Here is a 19,264-nt window from a genome sequence, read left to right on the forward strand (position 1 = left end):
GTACTGGTTTAAAGTTAATCCACTATATCTGCTGCTTACCAGACTTGTCCTGTACTACGTTTCATCCACAAACAAAAAGGTCGTCTGAAATGGTTTCAGACGACCTGAGAAACTTGAATTATTTGCCTGCTGCTTTTTGCAGAAGAGCGTACAACTCGTCTTTCAGTTTCAATTTAGCTTTTTTCAGCTCTTCGATTTCTTCAGCACCGCTGGTAACAGGGTTGTTTACCAAACCGGTAATTTTGTCATCCAGCTCGTTATGTTCGTCAAACAAACGTGCGAAGTGAGCATCTTCTTGTTTTAATTTTGAAATTAAATCGCGATATTCTGGAAACATTTTGTTTTCCTCTTTCGTTGATATGGATAAAAACGGCGCAATGCCAAGAAACTGATGGAAATCTCTATAGTTTCATTATAACAAAGCTATCGCTTTTATTCAGCCTTTTTTATCAGGTTGTACCTAGGTTGCATAACAATCATTCATTCGTAAAAATGGCTTTTAAATATCCGCGTCATAACACAATACAAAGGATACAATTAGATATCATTTTCTCAATATTATCAATTCACTACACAAAAAAATTGATTAATCAGATGTTCCCAATCTAATTTTGTCAAAACAATATTCCACCCATAAAAAAAGCCGTCCGAAATAAGAAAACTTTTTTCAGACGACCTTTCTATCGGTTATTGGGATAGGTTATCAATAAAGTGAAAGATTAACGAAGGTCGTCTGAACAACATAATGATTTCAGACGACCTATTCTCTTCCAATTATTCAAATAAAACGTCTATTCCGTCTTCACCCAACTCCAATTTTGCATGCTCAGGCATATGTCCTGCGGTTTGCTGCCATTGCAAAAAGCTTTGCGCGATAGCAGGCATGACTTGGCGATTGAGCAAATGGTCGATATTGCGTGCACCGCTGTCACCGGTGGTGCAAGAATCAGCCAGAAGCGCTGCAAAATCTTCGCTGTAACTGAGGCGTGTTTGATGGGCTTCGTACAGTCTGTCAGCAATTTTGTTCAGCTTCAGTCTGACGATTTGAGCCAATGCCTCTTTTTCCAACGGACGATAAGGAACAACCTGCATACGCGCCAACAGAGCGGCTTGGAAATGGTCTGTCAGTATCGGACGAATCGCTTCTGCCAACTCTTCCAAACTGAACTCAGGTGTTTCATCGGTTTCAACAGGGTCGTCTGAAACGCTAGCGTTTTCAGACGAGCTATCCAGCATTTGTGCAGAAAGTTCGACTTCAGTGTCCACAATCTGCTCTTGCGCGTTTTGCTCTTTACCCTCTTCTGCAACAGTTTCTTCTGTTTCTTCAGTCTCTTGCGGTTTCAGCAATTGGGTCAATTCGTTCGCACCCAAGTTTGAAGTCATCAAGATAACGGTATTTTTGAAATCGATTTCGCGACCTTCGCCGTCACGCATCATGCCTTTATCGAATACTTGGTAGAAGAGATTGAGAATGTCTTTATGGGCTTTCTCTACTTCGTCCAGTAATACGACGCTGTAAGGTTTCTGACGTACTGCTTCGGTCAAAACGCCGCCTTCGCCATAACCGACATAACCCGGAGGCGAACCTTTAAGTTGGGAAACGGTATGCGCTTCGCGGTATTCGGACAGGTTGATGGTAATCAGCGATTTTTCGCCGCCGAACAGTGCATCTGCCAAAGCGAGTGCCGTTTCTGTTTTACCTACGCCGGACGGACCGCTCAACAGGAATACGCCCAATGGGGAATCGTTGGTTTTCAAACCGGCTTTAGCGGCTCTCAAACTTTGCGCAATAGCATGAATGGCTTCACTTTGCCCAACCACGCGTTTCTCAAGCAGGCTTTCCAGTTGCAGCAGATTGGCCAATTCGTCTTTGAGGACGCTGCCTGCGGGGACACCTGTCCAGTCGGCAATAATATCGGCAATCACGGTTTCATCAACGCTGGTGAAAATCAGCGGTTTGCCGGCGACAACGGCATCAAGTTGCTGCTGTTTCTCGGTCAGACTGTGTTGCGCGGCTTGTCGCTCTTCAGAAGTCAATTCTGTATTCTTGGCAGCTTCCATCAAGGATTGGATTTCATCCGCCAATTGTTTTTCTTCCTGATATCGGCGATTCATTTCTTCACGCTCTTCATCCAACTGGGCAATCTCTTGCTCAACTTGTCGAATGTTCTCTTGCTGCGATGCATTCAGACGACCTAATTGCTTGTCGGCATCCAATGCTTCCAGTTCGCGCTGCAGTGAAGAAATTTGGGCATCCATCAAACCGAAAATATGAGGCACGGTATCCAAACTCATGCGGACGCGTGCGGCTGCCGTATCCAACAAATCTACGGCTTTGTCCGGCAATTGACGACCGGTAATGTATTTGCGAGAAAGTTGTACGGCTGCGATGACGGCGGAGTCCTGAATATGGACTTTATGGTACGCGGCATAACGTTGCTTCAAACCGCGAAGCATTGTGAAAGCAGCCTCGTCATCAGGTTCATCAACCTTGACCATTTGGAAACGGCGTTCCAACGCGGCGTCTTTTTCAAAATATTGTTTGTATTCGCTCCAGGTTGTTGCTGCGATAGTACGCAACTCACCCCGCGCCAAAGCCGGTTTTAAGAGGTTGGCTGCATCCGCGCCACCCGCGCTGTTTCCGGCACCGATTAACGTATGTGCTTCGTCGATAAATAATAAAACGGGTTCTTCAGAATTTTGAACAGCCTCAATAACATTGCGCAGGCGTTGTTCAAATTCACCCTTCACCCCCGCACCGGCTTGCAGAAGACCTAAGTCCAACACCAATACTTGGGTGTTTTCCAATATCTTAGGCACCTCGCCCGAAGCGATTTTCAATGCCAGACCTTCTACCAATGCAGTTTTACCGACACCCGGTTCGCCAACCAAAATAGGGTTGTTCTTACGGCGACGCGATAAAATATCCATCATTTGACGGATTTCAGTTTCACGTCCAAATACAGGGTCAATACCGCCCTGAGCGGCTTTTTCGGTCAAATTGACGGTAAAACGTGCAAGCGCATCGTTTTGTCCCGCTGTAGCGGTTTGTTGGGGCTTTGATTCCGCTGAAACTGTATGCTGACTTTCTTCTGAAGCTGGCTGCGCAAATGTATTATTCTCGCCTTCGATAGAAACTTCGTCCAACCAAGTTTTCAGACGACCTATCTGTGTTTCAGTCAGGCTTAATAAGGGCCATGCTTCCTGCGTCATCAGACGGTAAGGAGATTTCAGCAATGCCTGATACAGGTAAGCTGAACGGATTTCAGATACACCTTCGTCACTTGCCAACAACCATGCATCCGACAATAAACTAATCAATGATTTAGACAAAGAAGGATTACCACGAACATTGCGTGGAAGTTTGTCCATCGTACTCAACAAAGGATTCCAAATATTTTCTAAATCAATTTCGTAACGCCTCAATAAGGCATTAACGTCTCCATCCCCTAGTTCGAGCAATTTGATAAATAAATGGTCAACCGTAATTTCGGCATGACCTCGTGTTTGACATAAGCCGGCTGCAGCTTCCATCGCCTGCTGACAATGCGTGTTCAGACGACGTAATAATAATGCTTGATCATGTGCAGACATTTGATATCCCTGATGTAAAAATGTGTTATAAAAAAGTGCTACCTTTATCAGGCAGCACTTTATGTGGATTATTAAGCGCGGCTTTCGTTCCAGCTGTCGGAATGAATGATGTTTCCGTCTTTATAAGTCCAAGTGATTTTTTCGTAACGCAATTCAACGCGTTCCAAGTGATTGTAACGTTCGCGAGCAGGATCTTTGATGTTGTGCATTACAGGACCTACTGCTACAACTTTAACGTTGTCCAGTTTGGTATTGAAATACTCTTTCTCTTGACCGGAAGCGTCAATTTGATACCACTTGATCTCTACTTCTTTCAAAGTTTGACCAGTTGTTACTGCTTTGTACAGGTATGGTGAAGAAGCATCGTATTCTTTGAACAATACGATAGGTTCGTGAACGCGAGTACCTGTCAGTTTGCCAGTATTGGCATCCGTAGGAATACGGACATTGTGCAGAAACTCAACGATTTCAACGCTGTCTTCGCGACCATTGACGTCAACAGAACCTTTAATAACGGAACCGCCGTCATCTTTCAACCACATATAAGCAGGAATTGCCATATTTTTACTCCTTAGTTTTATTGAAAACGCCTTAAGTTTTGAGGCTTAAAGCAACTTGTGCTGCATTAGAGTTACTGTTTTACAGCCGGAATCAGTATGATCTCGACCCTACGGTTTTTAGCCTTACCTTCTTCCGTCTGATTATCTGCAATGGGTTTGGTATCACCCAATCCTTTAACCTCGAACCGACTCTCCGGAACATTAGAAGAGATAACCAACCAATCTTTAACTGATTGAGCACGTTTCTCTGATAACTGCTGATTAGAAACAGGATTTCCAACATTATCAGTATGTCCTTCAACTAAAATTCGTGTATCAGGATGTGACTCAATTGCTTTTAATGCACCAATCAATGCTTTATTGGCATTATTTTTTAGTTCAAACTGACCTGTTTCAAACAAAGCCAAGCTGTCTAAAGTAATAACTACAGGTTTCACAGGTTCCGGTTTTATCGGTTTTGGAGGTGGAGGATCTTTCGGCATTAAGGCTTTTAACTTTGGAATATATAAATCCGCACGATATAACCCTAATCCTAAATGTGCTGGTACACCCTCATCACGGTATTTCTCAAGCAATTGCAAATCCTGCTTTAGCAATACCAAATGTTGTTGCCGCTCATTTGAATTTTCCTCAGACCGAACATTTTCTATATGCCGACTGATTTGTTCTATTAAACGGCTATTGTTTTTCATAGAGAAAAACGAAGCAGATAAAAAACCTAATGCACAAACAGATAATACTTTAAAAAGTATATCAATAGCATGATTTTTATGATAAACGGTATATTTATCTGACAATTCGGTATGAATATATTGAAATTGATTACCTTGATAATTATTAAAAGAATGGATCAACCCTTGTGTATTCTTAGATATGTAAGTTGCCCATACTGATTTGGCTTGGCAGTCTCCATCGTCAACTACACTTAAGCTGCGTACATCGACATATTCCCACCCCCCGTCTGTACGATTCAACAATTGCTCTTCGACGCAATTGAGTGCTTCGATCAGCCAGATATATTGACAGCCGTTTGATTGTTTATTTTGCTGTAAAAACTCAATAGACAGACTTTCTTTAAAATCAGTAAAAAACTGCTCAATACTTAATACATTCCATCTGCCTTGAGTTTTTAAGGCAAAAAATAGCTCTCTTTTATCTGAAGACTCTTTAAAAAGAAAGGGAGCACGGGTAACGAAACTCACAGGTATAGATATACCCATCTTTTTCTGCAAAAACAATATATTGCGCAACCACCCACGCATAACCATAGACACATCGGAATTTATGGCGGGAGACAACACCAGCTCTATGCTGAGTGAGATTTGTTTACGGGCTATATTCTGAAGCAGATTCCAAACTACAGTGTATAAATGTTCTGGATTAAAAATATTTATATATACTGTGTCATCATATCTCTCGACTAAATTTGACATCTTCACTGCAGAATCAGGCATACGCAAAACGTAGCGCTCGGTAAATCCCGTATTATTTAATTCTGTCGCAATTTGCTGCCAAACTTCTGAACCGATACTGATGTTTTCCTTGTTCTTACGCTGTCTGATTAACCAAACACACAAGATAGCAACAATTGACAAAGCTAGAATACCGCCTTTCAGCATCCAACTAGCTTGCCAATATATTGCCAATACATAAAACAGTATAAGCTCAACTACTATAAAAATAATGAAAGACGAGAGCTTTTGATAAGTCATTATGAAATTACTCTAAATTTATAATGCTTGAGTTTGTTCAGCCAAAGTATCCAGATAGTATCCAAATGCAAAATAAGCTACTACTGCAATAACAGAACAACAGATAAATACCCATATCGGACTAATCGTCAGCAAACTCTTAAGAGGCATGCTTTTACGATCAACATAGAATATTTGTCCATCTTGAGTTACCGCATTGCTAGACAATCCAGAAACCATTTTTTTCAAGCTATTTTGTGAATTTTGGAGAGCCACTTCATCTAAAATATAACGCCCCTTGAAGCCTAAATTGATTACACTCAAATATGCCTCAGCGATCAAAGAATTAGCACTTCCTGTTTTGCATAGCTTTTCAATTTTGTCGCACAACACATCGCCTGCATTATATGATTGGAAGAAATGTACTTGCATGGGATTCATTTCCCATACTTCCCTATCACTTCCTTGCAGATTCTGCAGTGCAACCTCATCCAAAAGGGCACACTGCGCATAAGAAATCTCTTCAATCTCCTCTGCACTACGCCCAGAGCTTGCTAAATTCTTTCTTAAGTTTTCTACCAAAGTTTTGCAATACTCATACCATGTTGAGGCATGCTCGGGACTAAAACCTGCCGATAATGCGGATACAGTCAAAGCAGTATCTCTTAATTCACTTCGAATCAATGGATTATGGTTCATACTAAATACTCACTACTGCAAATAAGCTTAAATGTAAATTAGGTATAGATGTTGGAACGTAAATACTACATACCTGCGATTGCATCATTCTTGAAAATGCCACATGTCGTTTGTCTAATCTGAAGTAAACATTATCCATTCGGAACGGCAAACCAGGAGGAGTTTGATTCAACAACTGCAAAGGCACTCCCATTACTGCCGTATTGATAACGCGTTCCACATCTTCAGGCGCACCGATTTTGCTGACCAATGGCAATTGCTTCTGCAATTCAGCAAAAACAACGGAATCAGAATGAGCCGAGATATAAAACTCCGCATTATCATCAATTCTGCTGTCAAATATCTGAGCACGCCAGTGTGTAGATTTTGTATGTTCTAACGACAATTCGATGACAGGTGATGGAATTACTTCATCTAACAAACTGCGGATTTTCAACTCCAAACGGTTGAAGGTTCCAAACAAATCAAAGTGATCGTATGGCTCCATCTCATTAACTGATTCACTCACCCTGAATGTGTACAACATTCCAAGCAGACGAACCAAGAGCTTATAAAGCTCCTCTGGATGTTGCTGCGGATAATCATTCAAATGTTTCAATTCAGGATAAATCGTATTTAATCCGTGCAAGAACCAAAACAATGTCGAATCAGACACAGAAAAATCGACCGTATTTTCACTACGCGCCCGGCGGCGGGCAGATAAGTTATCTATACGGGACAACACCAGCAAAGTGATTCTATTTAGACATGAAAGTAAAACTTCCGAACCTGTAATCGACAATAATGGAGGGATGTAGTCTTTAGACCAAATCAATGCCCCATTCTCGTTTTTTCCCACTACGCCGATGGGGCATGTAATGTAATCGTCATTATCCTCGAAATCAAAACGAATTTGTAAATTTAATTGCTCAACGGCAAGTTCTGCCTCCTCAGCGGAAAATAAATCTTCAACTTGTTCGAACTTTTTCACAAACCGTCTAGGGGTATTTCCAGCACCGTTTTCATCGACCAAATTCGGTACATGCGCTTGATAAACCGGAAGAGCCAGCAACACTGTATTTCTTGCTCTCATAGGCAGGCTATTAATGTCACGAACTTCAACAGAGCCACTGCCCGACTGCAAATCAATCAAGGTTCCGTCCGGCAGGCAGGCCTGAAGTTCATTCAATTTAATTTTTCCTAACTCAAGTGTCTGCTGATCGAACTCGCAACGAAAACATCCCCACTTGAATTCACCCATCAATTTTATTACTGTTGCATAAATGTAACTATTAAAAATGTTTTGTTGTTGGAAGTGCTGAGGAGAGAGCAAGACACCCTCTTCCCATAATGGTTTATGAAATTTCACTGTTTATACCTTTTAAATACCTTTTGTCAGATAAATTTTGAATGCAATAGACAACAGTATACCTAACATTTATACTATTTAGATAGAAATATATCTAAATTCAGTATTTATATTTCATTTTGAACAAAAGATTCCCCCTTCAACACATAACAGAGAATAGGATTAGCCGTGAGCAAAAGTTTCCAAAACGAAGTTCCACCTTCACGTATCAATATCAAACTAGACCTCCATACCGGAGGCGCACAGAAAAAAGTCGAGCTTCCGCTCAAACTTTTAGTCACTGGTGATTACAGCAATGGCCAAGACAAACGCGACCTTGCCGAAAAAGAAAAAGTCAATATCAACAAAAACAACTTTGACTCCGTATTGTCCGACTTCAACCCCAAAGCCAACCTGACTGTGAAAAACACCCTCTCCCCGGCCGGCGGCGAGATGAACATTAATTTGAATTTCAAATCTATGCGGGATTTCCACCCGGAACAAATTGCACAAAATGTTCCCGAGCTGCGTGCTTTATTGGCTATGCGCAACCTGCTCCGTGATTTGAAATCCAACCTATTGGACGATTCGGCATTCCGTCGCGAACTGGAAACCATCTTGCGTGACGAAAATCTGTCTGCCGAACTGCGCGACCGCCTCGAAAAAATTGCACCTGTTAACAAATAAAACACAAGGTCGTCTGAAAACACCCGTAAGGATTTAAAATATGCAAAAACGCCAAGAAGCCCAAACAACCGTTATAGAACAAGAAAACACAGCCAGCGTTTATGAAGCGCTGTGTCAAAAAATCAACTTAAACGCCGTCGACTCCGTCATCGACATCGAACAGTTCCAAAGCGCCGAAAAAATGTCCGAAGCCTCTGCGGATGAACGCATCGCAGCGGCGGTCAGCGTATTTTTAAAGATGATTCAAGACTCATCTCAAAAAGTAGAACGCCTCGACAAAAGCCTGTTGGACTACCATATCGCACGCATTGACGAACAACTCAGCCGCCAATTAGATGAAATCCTCCATAACGAAGAATTCCAAAAAATCGAATCTGCATGGCGCGGTCTGAAATTCTTGGTTGACCGTACAGACTTCCGTCACAACGTTAAAATCGAAATTCTCGACGTATCCAAAGAAGACTTAATTCAAGACTTTGAAGATGCGCCTGAAATCGTCCAAAGCGGACTGTATCGCCACACCTATAGCAATGAATACGACACCCCGGGCGGCGAACCTATCGGCGCAGTCATCTCCAACTACGAATTTGACCGCAGCCCGCAAGACATGGCTTTGCTGCGCAATATTTCACGCGTCTCCGCCTCTGCACACATGCCATTCATCGGCTCTGTCGGTCCATCTTTCTTCGGGAAGGAAAGCATGGAAGAAGTCGCCGGCATTCAGGATTTGGCGAACTATATGGACCGTGCCGAATACATCAAATGGAAAAGCTTCCGCGAAACCGATGATGCGCGCTATATCGGTTTGACCCTGCCCCGCTTCCTCGCCCGCCTGCCTTACGGTAGTGATACAGTTCCTGTACGCAGCTTCAATTACGAAGAACAAGTTAAGGGCACTGAACACGATCGTTACTTATGGGCAAACGCATCCTTTGCCTTCGCTGCCAACATGGTTCGCAGCTTTATTAACAATGGCTGGTGCGTCCAAATCCGCGGACCTCAAGCCGGTGGTTTGATCGAAGATTTGCCTATCCATATGTATGATTTGGGTACTGGCAACCAAGTGAAAATTCCTACCGAAGTCCTGATTCCTGAAACCCGTGAATTTGAATTTGCCAACTTGGGTTTCGTACCGCTGTCTTTCTATAAAAACCGCGATTACGCCTGCTTCTTCTCGGCCAACTCAGCGCAAAAACCTGCGCTCTACGAAACCAAAGAAGCGACGGCAAACAGCCGCATCAATGCCCGTTTGCCTTACGTTTTCCTGCTTTCCCGTCTGGCTCACTATCTCAAGCTGATCCAACGCGAAAACATCGGTACAACCAAAGACCGCCGTATGCTCGAACTGGAATTGAACACTTGGATCAATACATTGGTTACTGAAATGACAGACCCAAGCGACGAGTTGCAGGCAACGCATCCTTTGCGTGAAGCCAAAGTCTTGGTTGAAGATATCGAAGACAACCCCGGCTTCTTCAAAGTCCGTCTGTTTGCCCGTCCTCACTTCCAAATCGAAGGCTTGGATGTAAACCTGTCCTTGGTATCTCAAATGCCGAAAGAGAAAAAATAAACCCTTGAATAACGGTATTGCATGATTTGTCTTCTATATATTCATGCCATGAATCATTAAGACAGCAGACCCTTAGTTGTTTGCTGTTGAAGACAATCTAAAATGGTGCTGAACTCAAGCGGTCGTTCTGTATTTGCTACATGAACGACCGCTTTATTTTTTGGCAAATGAAATTCGTTAGGACGACATCGCGTTTTCTCCTTATATAGTGGATTAAATTTAAATCAGGACAAGGCGATGAAGCCGCAGACAGTACAGATAGTACGGAACCATTCACTTGGGTGCTTCAGCACCTTAGAGAATCGTTCTCTTTGAGCTTAAGGCGAGGCAACGTCGTCCTGGTTTAAAGTTAATCCACTATATTGTCTAAACGCACTTCGGCCATCTCCCTGCTCCATTATTCTTTTATAAAAACCAAAAGGTCGTCTGAAACCATTTCAGACGACCTTTTTATGCGTTTATATCTTTACTTTTATTCCCACTCAATCGTGGCAGGCGGTTTGCCGCTTACATCGTAAACCACGCGGTTGATGCCTTTGACTTCGTTGATGATGCGGTTGGACACGCGGCCGAGCAGCGAGTACGGCAGTTCTGCCCAGTGTGCGGTCATGAAGTCGCTGGTGATGACTGCGCGCAACGCGACGACGTAGTCGTAAGTGCGTCCGTCGCCCATTACGCCGACGGATTTCACGGGCAGGAACACGGCGAAGGCTTGGCTGGTCAGGTCATACCAAGATGTGCCGTTTTCGTCGATAGTGTTGCGCAATTCTTGGATGAAAATGTCGTCCGCCTGACGCAGCAAGTCGGCGTATTCTTTTTTCACTTCGCCCAAGATACGCACGCCCAAACCGGGGCCGGGGAACGGATGGCGGTACACCATTTCGCGCGGCAAGCCCAAGGCAACGCCGAGTTCGCGCACTTCGTCTTTGAACAAGTCCCGCAACGGCTCAAGCAGCTTGAGTTTCATGTTTTCGGGCAGGCCGCCGACGTTGTGATGCGACTTGATGGCGTGGGCTTTTTTGGTTTTCGCGCCTGCGGATTCGATTACGTCGGGGTAAATCGTGCCTTGCGCCAGCCATTTGGCGTTGGTGAGTTTTTTTTCTTCAGCATCAAATACTTCGATAAATTCCGCACCGATGATTTTGCGTTTTTTCTCGGGATCGGTAACGCCTGCGAGTTTCGCCATGAATTGCTCTTCGGCATCGACGTGAATCACTTTCACACCCAAGTTGCGGGCGAACATATCCATCACCATTTTGCCTTCGTTCAGGCGCAAGAGGCCGTGATCGACAAACACACAAGTCAGTTGGTCGCCGATGGCGCGGTGAATCAGCGCGGCGGCTACGGAAGAGTCCACGCCGCCAGAAAGACCTAAAATCACTTCGTCGCTGCCGACCTGTTCGCGGATTTTGGCAACGGCTTCTTCGATGTAGTTCGGCATCGTCCAGCTCGGTTGCGCACCGCAGATGTCTAAGACAAAGCGGTTCAACAGGGCGCGGCCTTGTTTGGTGTGGGTCACTTCGGGGTGGAATTGGATGCCGTAGAATTGTTTTTCGACGTTTTCCATCATGGCAATCGGGCATGACGGGGTATCGCCGATAACGGCAAAGCCGTTGGGCAGCTTGGACACTTTGTCGCCGTGGCTCATCCATACGTCCAGCGTATTGGGCGCGTCGTCGTAAATATCGCGGGTCAGTTCGCTGTCGATGGTTTTGACTTGCGCGTAACCGAATTCGCGCTGGTTGCCGGGCTGCACTTCGCCGCCCAAGTGGTGCGCCATAAACTGCATTCCGTAGCAGATGCCCAAAACCGGAATACCCAAATCGAAGATGCCGGTATCGGCTTGATAGTCGGATTCGTAAACGGAATTGGGGCCACCGGAGAGGATGATGCCTTTCGGATTGAAGGCCTTGATTTCGTCCAAAGGCATGTCGAAGGAATGCAGCTCGCAGTAAACATGGGCTTCGCGCACGCGGCGGGCGATAAGCTGGGTAACTTGCGAACCGAAGTCGAGGATGAGGATTTTGTCTTGGGTCATGGCGGGAACTTTGCAGAGTGATAGGAAACGGTCTGACTGTTTCAAAACGGGATTCCGATAACAAAACAGGTCGTCTGAAAACGGCGGATTATACCATTTTCAGACGACCTTTGCAGGGAGAGGGGCTTAGTTATCCTGCTGTTTATGCTGCTTATAAGGCACCATATCGCTGCGCGAAAGCAGCAGCAGGCAGCCCAGCACCATCATTCCCAAAGCAACCAGCGGCGAATAGCCGAGCCAGTATTGATTGTGCAGATACACCGCCGCGCCGATATACACCAGCAGCGGGCCGGACACGATAGACTGCTTGTTGACACCGTCCATCACCAAAACTGCAATCCCCGCCATCACCATACCGGCGGACACGATGGTCGAAGTTGCGGGCAGGATGTCCGTCGTTTTCAAAAACCAAACGGCACCGAAGATAATCAAAAACAGCGGCAGGAAAAGCGAAGAGCGAGACATGGCGTTACTCCGTAAAATTTCAGACGACCCTGATTATTGGGTCGCATGGGTCGTCTGAAAAGCCTGAAGAAAGCAATCTTGGGTATGTTTTTGCAAACATAGGGCTTGATGTGTAAACGGTTGACACACGTTTGCGGCGGCATCGGCGTCCAGCGGTCAATTCAAGCTGCTATCAGCCTCAGCGTACATTTTTCATCAAACGTTGTTTTTCGCGTTTCCAGTCGGCTTCTTTCAGGCTTTGGCGTTTGTCGTGTTGTTTTTTACCCTTCGCCAAGCCGATTTCCATTTTGATTTTGCCGCGCGTGAAGTGCAGGTTCAACGGCACAATGGTATAACCCGCGCGCTCGGTTTTACCGATGAGCTTGTTGATTTCGGATTGCTTGAGCAAAAGCTTACGCGGACGGACGGGATCGGGTTTGACGTGTGTCGAGGCAGTCGGCAGCGCGGTAATATGGCAGCCGACCAGATAAAAAGCGTCTTTTTTCCAGTAGATATAGCTTTCTTTCAACTGCACCCTCGCGGCGCGGATGGCTTTGACTTCCCAACCTTCCAATACCAAACCGGCTTCGAGCTGGTCTTCGATAAAGAAGTCGTGAAAGGCTTTTTTATTATTGGCAATACTCATTGTTTTGATTCTTCTATACTTTTCAGACGAGCTATTTTATCAGCGCGTCCTAGAAATGAAAATGTTTGAATGTGAATGGATGCGATATGCCGACCGCGCGCCTTACCCTTTATTTTTTTCCATCAATAAAAACAACATGACGGCGTTTAATATCAGGATATCGTCGCTCGAAGCCGCTTGGGTTTCTTTGTGCAAACTGAATTTGCCCTCCCACAACGCCCTCAATTTCTTCAAACGGTACACCACCGTATCATCGGGTCGGGTAATCAAATAAGTCGGATTGAAGACAAGACCTGTCAACAAACCCAGATACGGAACCTCTCCTACCATTTTATCCAACACAGCCACCCAAGGATTTTTTTCACGGATATGGAAGAGCAGTTGACCTTCCGCGTCCGTCACCTGATAGCTGGTGCGCCAAAGCGACTTGACCCCTTCATGCACCACTTTCCCCAAAACCGTACCGGAAGCATTCTGAATGACATAGGTCGCACCAAAATCAATAACCCTGTCCGCCTGAATCGTAAACACAGGCGTATTCTGATCGCGATTGGGGAAAACCTGAATCGACTCTTTGAGCTTAAACATTTTCTGCCGCGTATAAGCGATTTCGTTCCCCGCTTCGTCTCTGACAAAAAAATCATTGGCAATGGATAAAAGTTTGAAATGGAAATAAAGCGGAAAGTTCAGACTGCTTACTTCCTTAGAAACACTCATGTTTTCATACATTTTTATATAATCAATCATCAGATTTTTCCTTGCCCGTTTACATAGAATATGAATTGAAAGGTCGTCTGAAAGCCATTATGCGGTTTTCAGACGACCTTTTTACACCATTTATTGCGCCTTCAATCGGTTCAACAACGTTTTGACTGTACCGCCGTAATACGCGCTTGAAGTACAGTACACCGTTTCCAAGCCGCATTGACCTTGCGAACCGTACTTCTTAATACACTGATTCAACGCGACCTGATGCACGCTCTTAAAGCGCGGCGAAGTAATCACAACCGCATTGTCAGTCGTCAGCTTGCCTTCCGATTTCGGGTACGCGACGGCGATGCAGGTGTTATGAAGCGGAACAACGGATTTACAGCCTGTCGCCTCGCCGTTTTGCACGCCGGAAAGCGTGTCCTGCCCGCGGCAAAACGCTTCCAGCTCCGCATTTGCCTCGATTTGCGACATATTTTCTTTAGTCGTTTTAATCAGCAGCGCATCATTGCCGTCATGCGGGTTTTGCCACATGGCGAGATAACCATAAGTATCCGCTGCATTTGCGCCCGCTGACAAAATGGTGGCGATAAGTGCCATTACAATTTTTTTCATTATTGATTCCAAATGCTTATGTCGTTATGTTTGACTGTCATCATTATAAAGCAAAGCCCATGGCGAATATATGCCTGCATCACTTTTCATTTCAAGTCCCTTGTTGAGAGGTCGTCTGAAAACGTTTCTTCTACGAAGTGAAAACGGATATAACACATTTCGTCAAAATCCAATAGACAAAGGTTTCAGCTATACTGTCGGCTGTCGCGGCGTTGGTCCATTTTGCTATGCGCAATCTTCGAGCCCTCGCCCGATACCGATAACCGATTCATTTCGCTCTATTAATTTTCCAGTCAACTTCCAAAAAGGAAACCCTTATGGCTCAAATTACTTTCCACGATAACCCTGTCCACACTTCCGGCGACCTGCCTGCCGCTGGTCAAACCGCACCTGCATTCAGCCTGACTGCTGGCGATCTGTCCGACAAAACTTTGGCGGATTTTGCGGGCAAACGCAAAGTATTGAACATTTTCCCAAGCGTCGATACCGGCGTATGCGCCCAATCCGTGCGTACGTTCAACCAACGCGCGTCTTCTTTAGACAACGCGGTCGTATTGTGCATTTCAGCCGACCTGCCGTTTGCCCAAGCACGCTTCTGCGGCGCGGAAGGTTTGGACAACGTGGTGAACCTGTCCACATTCCGCAGCAGCTTTGCCGCTGATTATGGTGTTGCTCTGACCGACAGCCCGTTGCGCGGACTGACTGCACGCGCCGTTGTGGTTTTGGACGAAAACGACAAAGTCTTGCACAGCGAATTGGTTGCCGAAATCGCCAACGAACCTAATTACGACGCGGCTTTGGCTGTTTTGTAAAACAAGGGTTTTAAAGCTGAAAAAGGTCGTCTGAAAAGTTTCAGACGACCTTTTTTATCTGTTTGCACTATTTCGCAGGCGGCTTCAATTCAAACACTTCGGGATGCGCCTTAAAATATTCTACGGCGATAAATCCGCCGCCGATGATGATAAACAGGAACACCGCCATGACAATCATGGCAAGGATGAATTTGTCCGAAGGATGGGCGTCGGGCTTGCGTTTATCCGCCATTATTTCATCTCCGAGAGCCAGTCGCGGGCGGTGAGAAATTCGTTCAAGCGCGCTTCGGGCGAACCTTCTTCCGGCGCGTATTGATACTCGAAGCGCACCAAAGGCGGCATGGACATCAAAATGCTTTCCGTGCGTCCGCCGCTTTGCAGGCCGAACAGCGTGCCTCTGTCCCAAACCAAATTAAATTCCACATAACGCCCGCGCCGGTAAAGCTGGAAATCGCGTTCGCGTTCGCTGTATGGCGTATTTTTGCGTTTCGCCACAATCGGCAGATACGCTTCGATATAGCCTTTGCCGACCGCCTTGATGAAATTCAGGCAGGTGTCGAAATCCCAGCGGTTCAAATCGTCGAAGAACAAACCGCCCACGCCGCGCGTTTCGCTGCGGTGTTTCAGGTAAAAATACTCGTCACACCATTTTTTGAACTCGGGATAAACCGCTTCCCCAAATGGCGCGCATACGTCGCGCGCGACCGTGTGCCAGTGCAAAATATCTTCTTCAAACGGATAAAACGGCGTCAAATCAAAGCCCCCGCCGAACCACCACACAGGCTCGCCGCCTTCCGGATACGCGATAAAAAAGCGTACGTTCGCATGGCTGGTCGGCACATACGGATTTTTCGGATGAATCACCAGCGACACGCCCATCGCCTCAAATGCCGCGCCCGCCAGTTCAGGACGGTGCGCCGTCGCCGAAGCGGGCATTTTGCTGCCCTTCACATGCGAAAAGTTAACTCCCGCCTGCTCGAATACCGCGCCGTTTTTCAACACGCGGGTTTCGCCTACGCCCAATTTGCCCGTCCATTCTTCACGCGCAAACACTGCCCCGCCGTCTTCTTGCTCAAGCGCGGCGCAGATTTGGTTTTGCAGGTTTTTCAATACGGTTAAAACGGCTTCGGTATGCATGGCGGGTTCCTTATGGATGGGGTCGTCTGAAAACCGTATTTTAATACGGCGCGCCGGATATTTATCAGAATTGCTGAAAAACGGGATGAAACAAAGTTCGCAATCTCTCAAAAGGTCGTCTGAAATCTTGGATTTAAGCTTTCAGACGACCTTTTTTGCGCTTAATACTGTTTGCGCCTCGCCTGAAAAAATGCCTGCAAAACAGCTTTGCATTCGTCTTCCAAGATGCCGCCTTTGATTGCCGTGTGCTTGTTCAGCAGCGGGTTGGCAAACAGATTGACTACGCTGCCCGCGGCGCCGGTTTTGGGTTCAGCCGCGCCGTAGATGACGCGGCGGACGCGGGCTTGGATGATGGCGGAGGCGCACATGGCGCAGGGTTCGAGCGTGATGTAGAGGTCGCAGCCGTCGAGGCGGTAGTTTTGGAGGGCGGCACCTGCGGCGGCAAGGGCGCGGATTTCGGCGTGGCGGCTGATGTCGTGGTCGCTGACGCAGGTGTTGTGGGCGGCGGCGATGATTTGGTTGCTGGAGACGACGACCGCGCCGACAGGGATTTCGCCGATGCGGGCGGATTGTTCTGCCTGCACTAAGGCGGCGCGCATGAAGGTTTCCATTTCAGACGACGTGGGGAAGACGGCAACGGGCGGATGGTTTTTAAGGGCTTGTTCCAAAGCGGTTTTTTGCGTTTGCGGCAGCTCTTGTGGTTTGATGCCGAGCAGCAGGGCTTCGAGTTGCCAAAGCGTGCTGCGGGTAACGGTCAGTCCGGCGGCTTTGAGCAGCAGGAAGGCTTGGACAGAACCGGTGTCGCGCAGCCCCTCTACGCTGCGGATGCCGAGGGCTTGCAGGGCGGCTAAGGTTTGCGGGGCGACGGGCGGCGTGGTCAACAGGGTCGGCATGGCGTTTTAAATTTGGAAATGGCGGCGGACAAGTGCCAAGGTCGTCTGAACGTGGTTGCCGTCAGTGTATGGGTCGATGCTGTGCGCCAATGGGATTTTGCGCAGCCAAGTGAGTTGGCGTTTGGCAAGCTGGCGGGTGGCGGCAATGCCTTTTTCGACAAAGGTGTCGTAATCGGTCAAGCCTTCGAGGTAATCCCATGCCTGCCGGTAGCCGACGCAGCGCATGGAGGGCATATCGGCGGTCAGCTCGGGATATTTTTGGCGCAGGGCGCGCATTTCGTCGATGAAGCCTTGTTCCAGCATTTGCGTGAAACGGCGGGCGATGTTTTCATGCAGCAAAGCACGGTTTTCGGGAATCAGGGCGGTGGTGCAAAGGTCGAGCGGCGGGGTGTATTCGGCTTTTTCGGTAAAATGCGCGCTCAAAGGCTTGCCGGTCAGGCGGTACACTTCCAAAGCACGTTCGATACGTTGGCTGTCGTTCGGTTTCAGACGACCTGCGGTTTCAGGGTCTATGGTTTGCAGGTTTTGATACAGATGCGCCAAGCCGTATCGTTGTTTTTCTTCCTGCAACCGGGCGCGCACGGCGGCATCGGCTTCGGGCAGGTCGTTCAAGCCTTCGGTCAGCGCGTGGAAATACATCATCGTGCCGCCGACAATCAAAGGCAGCCTGCCGCGCGCGCGGATTTCCTCCGCCAGTCGCACGCAGTCGCCGACAAACTCCGCCGCGCTGTAAGACTCCGTCGGCGGGATGATGTCGATAAGGTGGTGCGGCACGGCTTCAAGCTCGGCTGCCGTCGGCTTTGCCGTGCCGATGTCCATATCGCGGTACACCAGCGCGGAATCGAGGCTGATGATTTCAACCGGTAGGGCTTCGGCGATTTTCAAGGCGAGGGCGGTTTTCCCGCCTGCAGTCGGGCCGAGTATGGCAAAGGCTTTTGGGGTGTCCATATCAAAAGGTGCTTGGGGAAACGGACGGATTATAGCAAAAGGTCGTCTGAAATCATTGCTTCATTCATGATAAATATCTGTATCGACACTCGATTTCCCTCAATTTTTCTCAAACTGCGGCAGACTCGAAATATCGGCCTGCCCTAGTTTCTTTAATCTAAAGCAGGTAAAATGGCAACCGTTGCCTGATGCGGGCAAACACCCGCACCATCCGACGAACACTACCAAAATACAATCATATATAAATAATTTAGGAGCACTAAAATGGAACATAAGCTGCCACAACTGCCTTATGAACTGGACGCATTGTCCCCACATCTGAGCAAAGAGACTTTGGAGTTCCACTACGGCAAACACCATCAAACCTACATCACCAATCTGAACAATCAAATCAAAGGTACCGAATTTGAAAACCTGCCTTTGGAAGAGATTGTGAAAAAATCTTCAGGCGGCGTGTTCAACAACGCAGCCCAAACTTGGAACCACACCTTCTACTGGCTGGGTTTCACGCCCAAAGGTCAAGGCAAACCTTCCGGCGAGCTGGCCGCCGCCATCGACGCAAAATGGGGCAGCTTCGAGAAATTCCAAGAAGCATTCTCCGCTTGCGCGGCAGGTACTTTCGGCTCCGGTTGGGCATGGCTGGTAAAAACCCCTGCCGGCGAATTGGATTTGGTTTCCACTTCCAACGCGGCAACTCCGCTGACCACTGAAAACACTCCGCTGCTGACCTGCGACGTATGGGAACACGCCTACTACATCGACTACCGCAACAGCCGCCCCAACTACCTGAAAGGTTTCTGGGAAATCGTCAACTGGGACGAAGTTGCCAAACGTTTTGCTGCTTAAGTTGAACGTTTAAAATAAAAGGTCGTCTGAAATCAATTTTCAGACGACC

The 19,264-nt window shown here is 46.9% G+C and carries 19 protein-coding genes; 4 read left to right on the plus strand and 15 right to left on the minus strand.

The features are described from left to right. Positions 1-118 precede the first annotated feature (118 nt). The 6 genes from HMPREF2572_RS11425 to tssK all read right to left on the minus strand — a co-directional run bounded on the left by HMPREF2572_RS11425 (position 119) and on the right by tssK (position 7,892). Positions 119-337, minus strand: a complete 219-nt coding sequence (locus tag HMPREF2572_RS11425; RefSeq protein WP_003685475.1) for an HP1242/YdcH family protein — start codon at positions 335-337, stop codon at positions 119-121. 437 nt (positions 338-774) lie between these two features. Further along, positions 775-3,594 carry a type VI secretion system ATPase TssH gene (gene tssH / locus HMPREF2572_RS11430; protein ID WP_070498761.1) on the minus strand — a complete coding sequence of 940 codons (2,820 nt, stop codon included), beginning with the start codon at positions 3,592-3,594 and terminating at the stop codon, positions 775-777. Positions 3,595-3,665: 71 nt separating this feature from the next. Further along, entirely contained in the window at positions 3,666-4,154 is a 489-nt protein-coding gene (locus HMPREF2572_RS11435; protein ID WP_003760091.1) for an Hcp family type VI secretion system effector, read from the minus strand. A gap of 71 nt (positions 4,155-4,225) precedes the next feature. Next, positions 4,226-5,773, minus strand: coding sequence for an OmpA family protein (locus HMPREF2572_RS11440; RefSeq protein ID WP_246827818.1), 1,548 nt, complete (start codon positions 5,771-5,773; stop codon positions 4,226-4,228). Between the two features lie 111 nt (positions 5,774-5,884). Next, positions 5,885-6,544, minus strand: coding sequence for a DotU family type IV/VI secretion system protein (locus HMPREF2572_RS11445; RefSeq protein ID WP_070498763.1), 660 nt, complete (start codon positions 6,542-6,544; stop codon positions 5,885-5,887). Between the two features lies 1 nt (position 6,545). Continuing rightward, positions 6,546-7,892 (minus strand): type VI secretion system baseplate subunit TssK, encoded by a 1,347-nt coding sequence (tssK, locus tag HMPREF2572_RS11450; RefSeq protein ID WP_070498764.1) that lies wholly within the window; start codon positions 7,890-7,892, stop codon positions 6,546-6,548. A 168-nt stretch (positions 7,893-8,060) separates the two neighbouring features. Here tssK and tssB point away from each other — a divergent pair, with 168 nt between their 5' ends. Then, positions 8,061-8,558: a type VI secretion system contractile sheath small subunit gene (tssB, locus tag HMPREF2572_RS11455; RefSeq protein WP_003760099.1), complete on the plus strand. Its 498-nt coding sequence runs from the start codon at positions 8,061-8,063 to the stop codon at positions 8,556-8,558. A 40-nt stretch (positions 8,559-8,598) separates the two neighbouring features. Further along, a complete protein-coding gene (gene tssC, locus HMPREF2572_RS11460; RefSeq protein WP_003760102.1) occupies positions 8,599-10,128 on the plus strand; it encodes a type VI secretion system contractile sheath large subunit in 1,530 nt (509 codons plus the stop codon). A gap of 472 nt (positions 10,129-10,600) precedes the next feature. On the opposite strand, the gene guaA is transcribed toward tssC, so the two are convergent. The 5 genes from guaA to HMPREF2572_RS11485 all read right to left on the minus strand — a co-directional run bounded on the left by guaA (position 10,601) and on the right by HMPREF2572_RS11485 (position 14,579). Then, the gene (guaA, locus tag HMPREF2572_RS11465; RefSeq protein ID WP_070498765.1) at positions 10,601-12,166 is read right to left on the minus strand and encodes a glutamine-hydrolyzing GMP synthase; all 1,566 of its coding nucleotides are present in this window, start codon (positions 12,164-12,166) and stop codon (positions 10,601-10,603) included. 126 nt (positions 12,167-12,292) lie between these two features. Then, positions 12,293-12,631, minus strand: a complete 339-nt coding sequence (locus tag HMPREF2572_RS11470; protein ID WP_070498766.1) for a hypothetical protein — start codon at positions 12,629-12,631, stop codon at positions 12,293-12,295. Between the two features lie 178 nt (positions 12,632-12,809). Then, on the minus strand, positions 12,810-13,265 hold the full coding sequence (smpB, locus tag HMPREF2572_RS11475; protein WP_283118487.1) for an SsrA-binding protein SmpB: 456 nt from the start codon (positions 13,263-13,265) through the stop codon (positions 12,810-12,812). A 93-nt stretch (positions 13,266-13,358) separates the two neighbouring features. Beyond that, positions 13,359-13,985 carry an LURP-one-related family protein gene (locus tag HMPREF2572_RS11480; RefSeq protein WP_246827819.1) on the minus strand — a complete coding sequence of 209 codons (627 nt, stop codon included), beginning with the start codon at positions 13,983-13,985 and terminating at the stop codon, positions 13,359-13,361. A gap of 108 nt (positions 13,986-14,093) precedes the next feature. Continuing rightward, a complete protein-coding gene (locus HMPREF2572_RS11485) occupies positions 14,094-14,579 on the minus strand; it encodes a DUF4189 domain-containing protein (RefSeq protein WP_070498768.1) in 486 nt (161 codons plus the stop codon). A gap of 317 nt (positions 14,580-14,896) precedes the next feature. Between HMPREF2572_RS11485 and tpx the strand changes: the two genes are divergently transcribed. Next, on the plus strand, positions 14,897-15,391 hold the full coding sequence (tpx, locus tag HMPREF2572_RS11490) for a thiol peroxidase (protein WP_070498769.1): 495 nt from the start codon (positions 14,897-14,899) through the stop codon (positions 15,389-15,391). 67 nt (positions 15,392-15,458) lie between these two features. Here the strand turns inward: tpx and HMPREF2572_RS14670 are convergent, their stop codons facing one another. The 4 genes from HMPREF2572_RS14670 to miaA all read right to left on the minus strand — a co-directional run bounded on the left by HMPREF2572_RS14670 (position 15,459) and on the right by miaA (position 18,369). Next, positions 15,459-15,623 (minus strand): hypothetical protein, encoded by a 165-nt coding sequence (locus HMPREF2572_RS14670; RefSeq protein WP_019270923.1) that lies wholly within the window; start codon positions 15,621-15,623, stop codon positions 15,459-15,461. Further along, positions 15,623-16,528, minus strand: a complete 906-nt coding sequence (gene hemF, locus HMPREF2572_RS11495; protein ID WP_070498770.1) for an oxygen-dependent coproporphyrinogen oxidase — start codon at positions 16,526-16,528, stop codon at positions 15,623-15,625. The genes HMPREF2572_RS14670 and hemF overlap by 1 nt, the downstream gene beginning before the upstream one ends. A gap of 161 nt (positions 16,529-16,689) precedes the next feature. After that, positions 16,690-17,412, minus strand: coding sequence for a tRNA adenosine(34) deaminase TadA (tadA, locus tag HMPREF2572_RS11500; RefSeq protein WP_070498840.1), 723 nt, complete (start codon positions 17,410-17,412; stop codon positions 16,690-16,692). A 15-nt stretch (positions 17,413-17,427) separates the two neighbouring features. Continuing rightward, positions 17,428-18,369: a tRNA (adenosine(37)-N6)-dimethylallyltransferase MiaA gene (miaA, locus tag HMPREF2572_RS11505; protein WP_070498771.1), complete on the minus strand. Its 942-nt coding sequence runs from the start codon at positions 18,367-18,369 to the stop codon at positions 17,428-17,430. A gap of 264 nt (positions 18,370-18,633) precedes the next feature. Here miaA and HMPREF2572_RS11510 point away from each other — a divergent pair, with 264 nt between their 5' ends. Then, the gene (locus HMPREF2572_RS11510) at positions 18,634-19,215 is read left to right on the plus strand and encodes a superoxide dismutase (RefSeq protein WP_003777725.1); all 582 of its coding nucleotides are present in this window, start codon (positions 18,634-18,636) and stop codon (positions 19,213-19,215) included. Positions 19,216-19,264: the final 49 nt, after the last annotated feature.

It is taken from the genome of Neisseria sp. HMSC064E01 (assembly GCF_001808875.1).
Lineage (GTDB): Bacteria > Pseudomonadota > Gammaproteobacteria > Burkholderiales > Neisseriaceae > Neisseria > Neisseria sicca_A.

Bases quoted from the DNA above. Each gene is read 5' to 3' on its own strand.
- HMPREF2572_RS11425 (WP_003685475.1), bottom strand. From the start codon at position 337: ATGTTTCCAGAATATCGCGATTTAATTTCAAAATTAAAACAAGAAGAT.
- tssH (WP_070498761.1), bottom strand. From the start codon at position 3,594: ATGTCTGCACATGATCAAGCATTATTATTACGTCGTCTGAACACGCAT.
- HMPREF2572_RS11435 (WP_003760091.1), bottom strand. From the start codon at position 4,154: ATGGCAATTCCTGCTTATATGTGGTTGAAAGATGACGGCGGTTCCGTT.
- HMPREF2572_RS11440 (WP_246827818.1), bottom strand. From the start codon at position 5,773: ATGCTGAAAGGCGGTATTCTAGCTTTGTCAATTGTTGCTATCTTGTGT.
- HMPREF2572_RS11445 (WP_070498763.1), bottom strand. From the start codon at position 6,544: ATGAACCATAATCCATTGATTCGAAGTGAATTAAGAGATACTGCTTTG.
- tssC (WP_003760102.1), top strand. From the start codon at position 8,599: ATGCAAAAACGCCAAGAAGCCCAAACAACCGTTATAGAACAAGAAAAC.
- guaA (WP_070498765.1), bottom strand. From the start codon at position 12,166: ATGACCCAAGACAAAATCCTCATCCTCGACTTCGGTTCGCAAGTTACC.
- HMPREF2572_RS11470 (WP_070498766.1), bottom strand. From the start codon at position 12,631: ATGTCTCGCTCTTCGCTTTTCCTGCCGCTGTTTTTGATTATCTTCGGT.
- HMPREF2572_RS11480 (WP_246827819.1), bottom strand. From the start codon at position 13,985: ATGTATGAAAACATGAGTGTTTCTAAGGAAGTAAGCAGTCTGAACTTT.
- HMPREF2572_RS11485 (WP_070498768.1), bottom strand. From the start codon at position 14,579: ATGAAAAAAATTGTAATGGCACTTATCGCCACCATTTTGTCAGCGGGC.
- tpx (WP_070498769.1), top strand. From the start codon at position 14,897: ATGGCTCAAATTACTTTCCACGATAACCCTGTCCACACTTCCGGCGAC.
- HMPREF2572_RS14670 (WP_019270923.1), bottom strand. From the start codon at position 15,623: ATGGCGGATAAACGCAAGCCCGACGCCCATCCTTCGGACAAATTCATC.
- hemF (WP_070498770.1), bottom strand. From the start codon at position 16,528: ATGCATACCGAAGCCGTTTTAACCGTATTGAAAAACCTGCAAAACCAA.
- miaA (WP_070498771.1), bottom strand. From the start codon at position 18,369: ATGGACACCCCAAAAGCCTTTGCCATACTCGGCCCGACTGCAGGCGGG.
- HMPREF2572_RS11510 (WP_003777725.1), top strand. From the start codon at position 18,634: ATGGAACATAAGCTGCCACAACTGCCTTATGAACTGGACGCATTGTCC.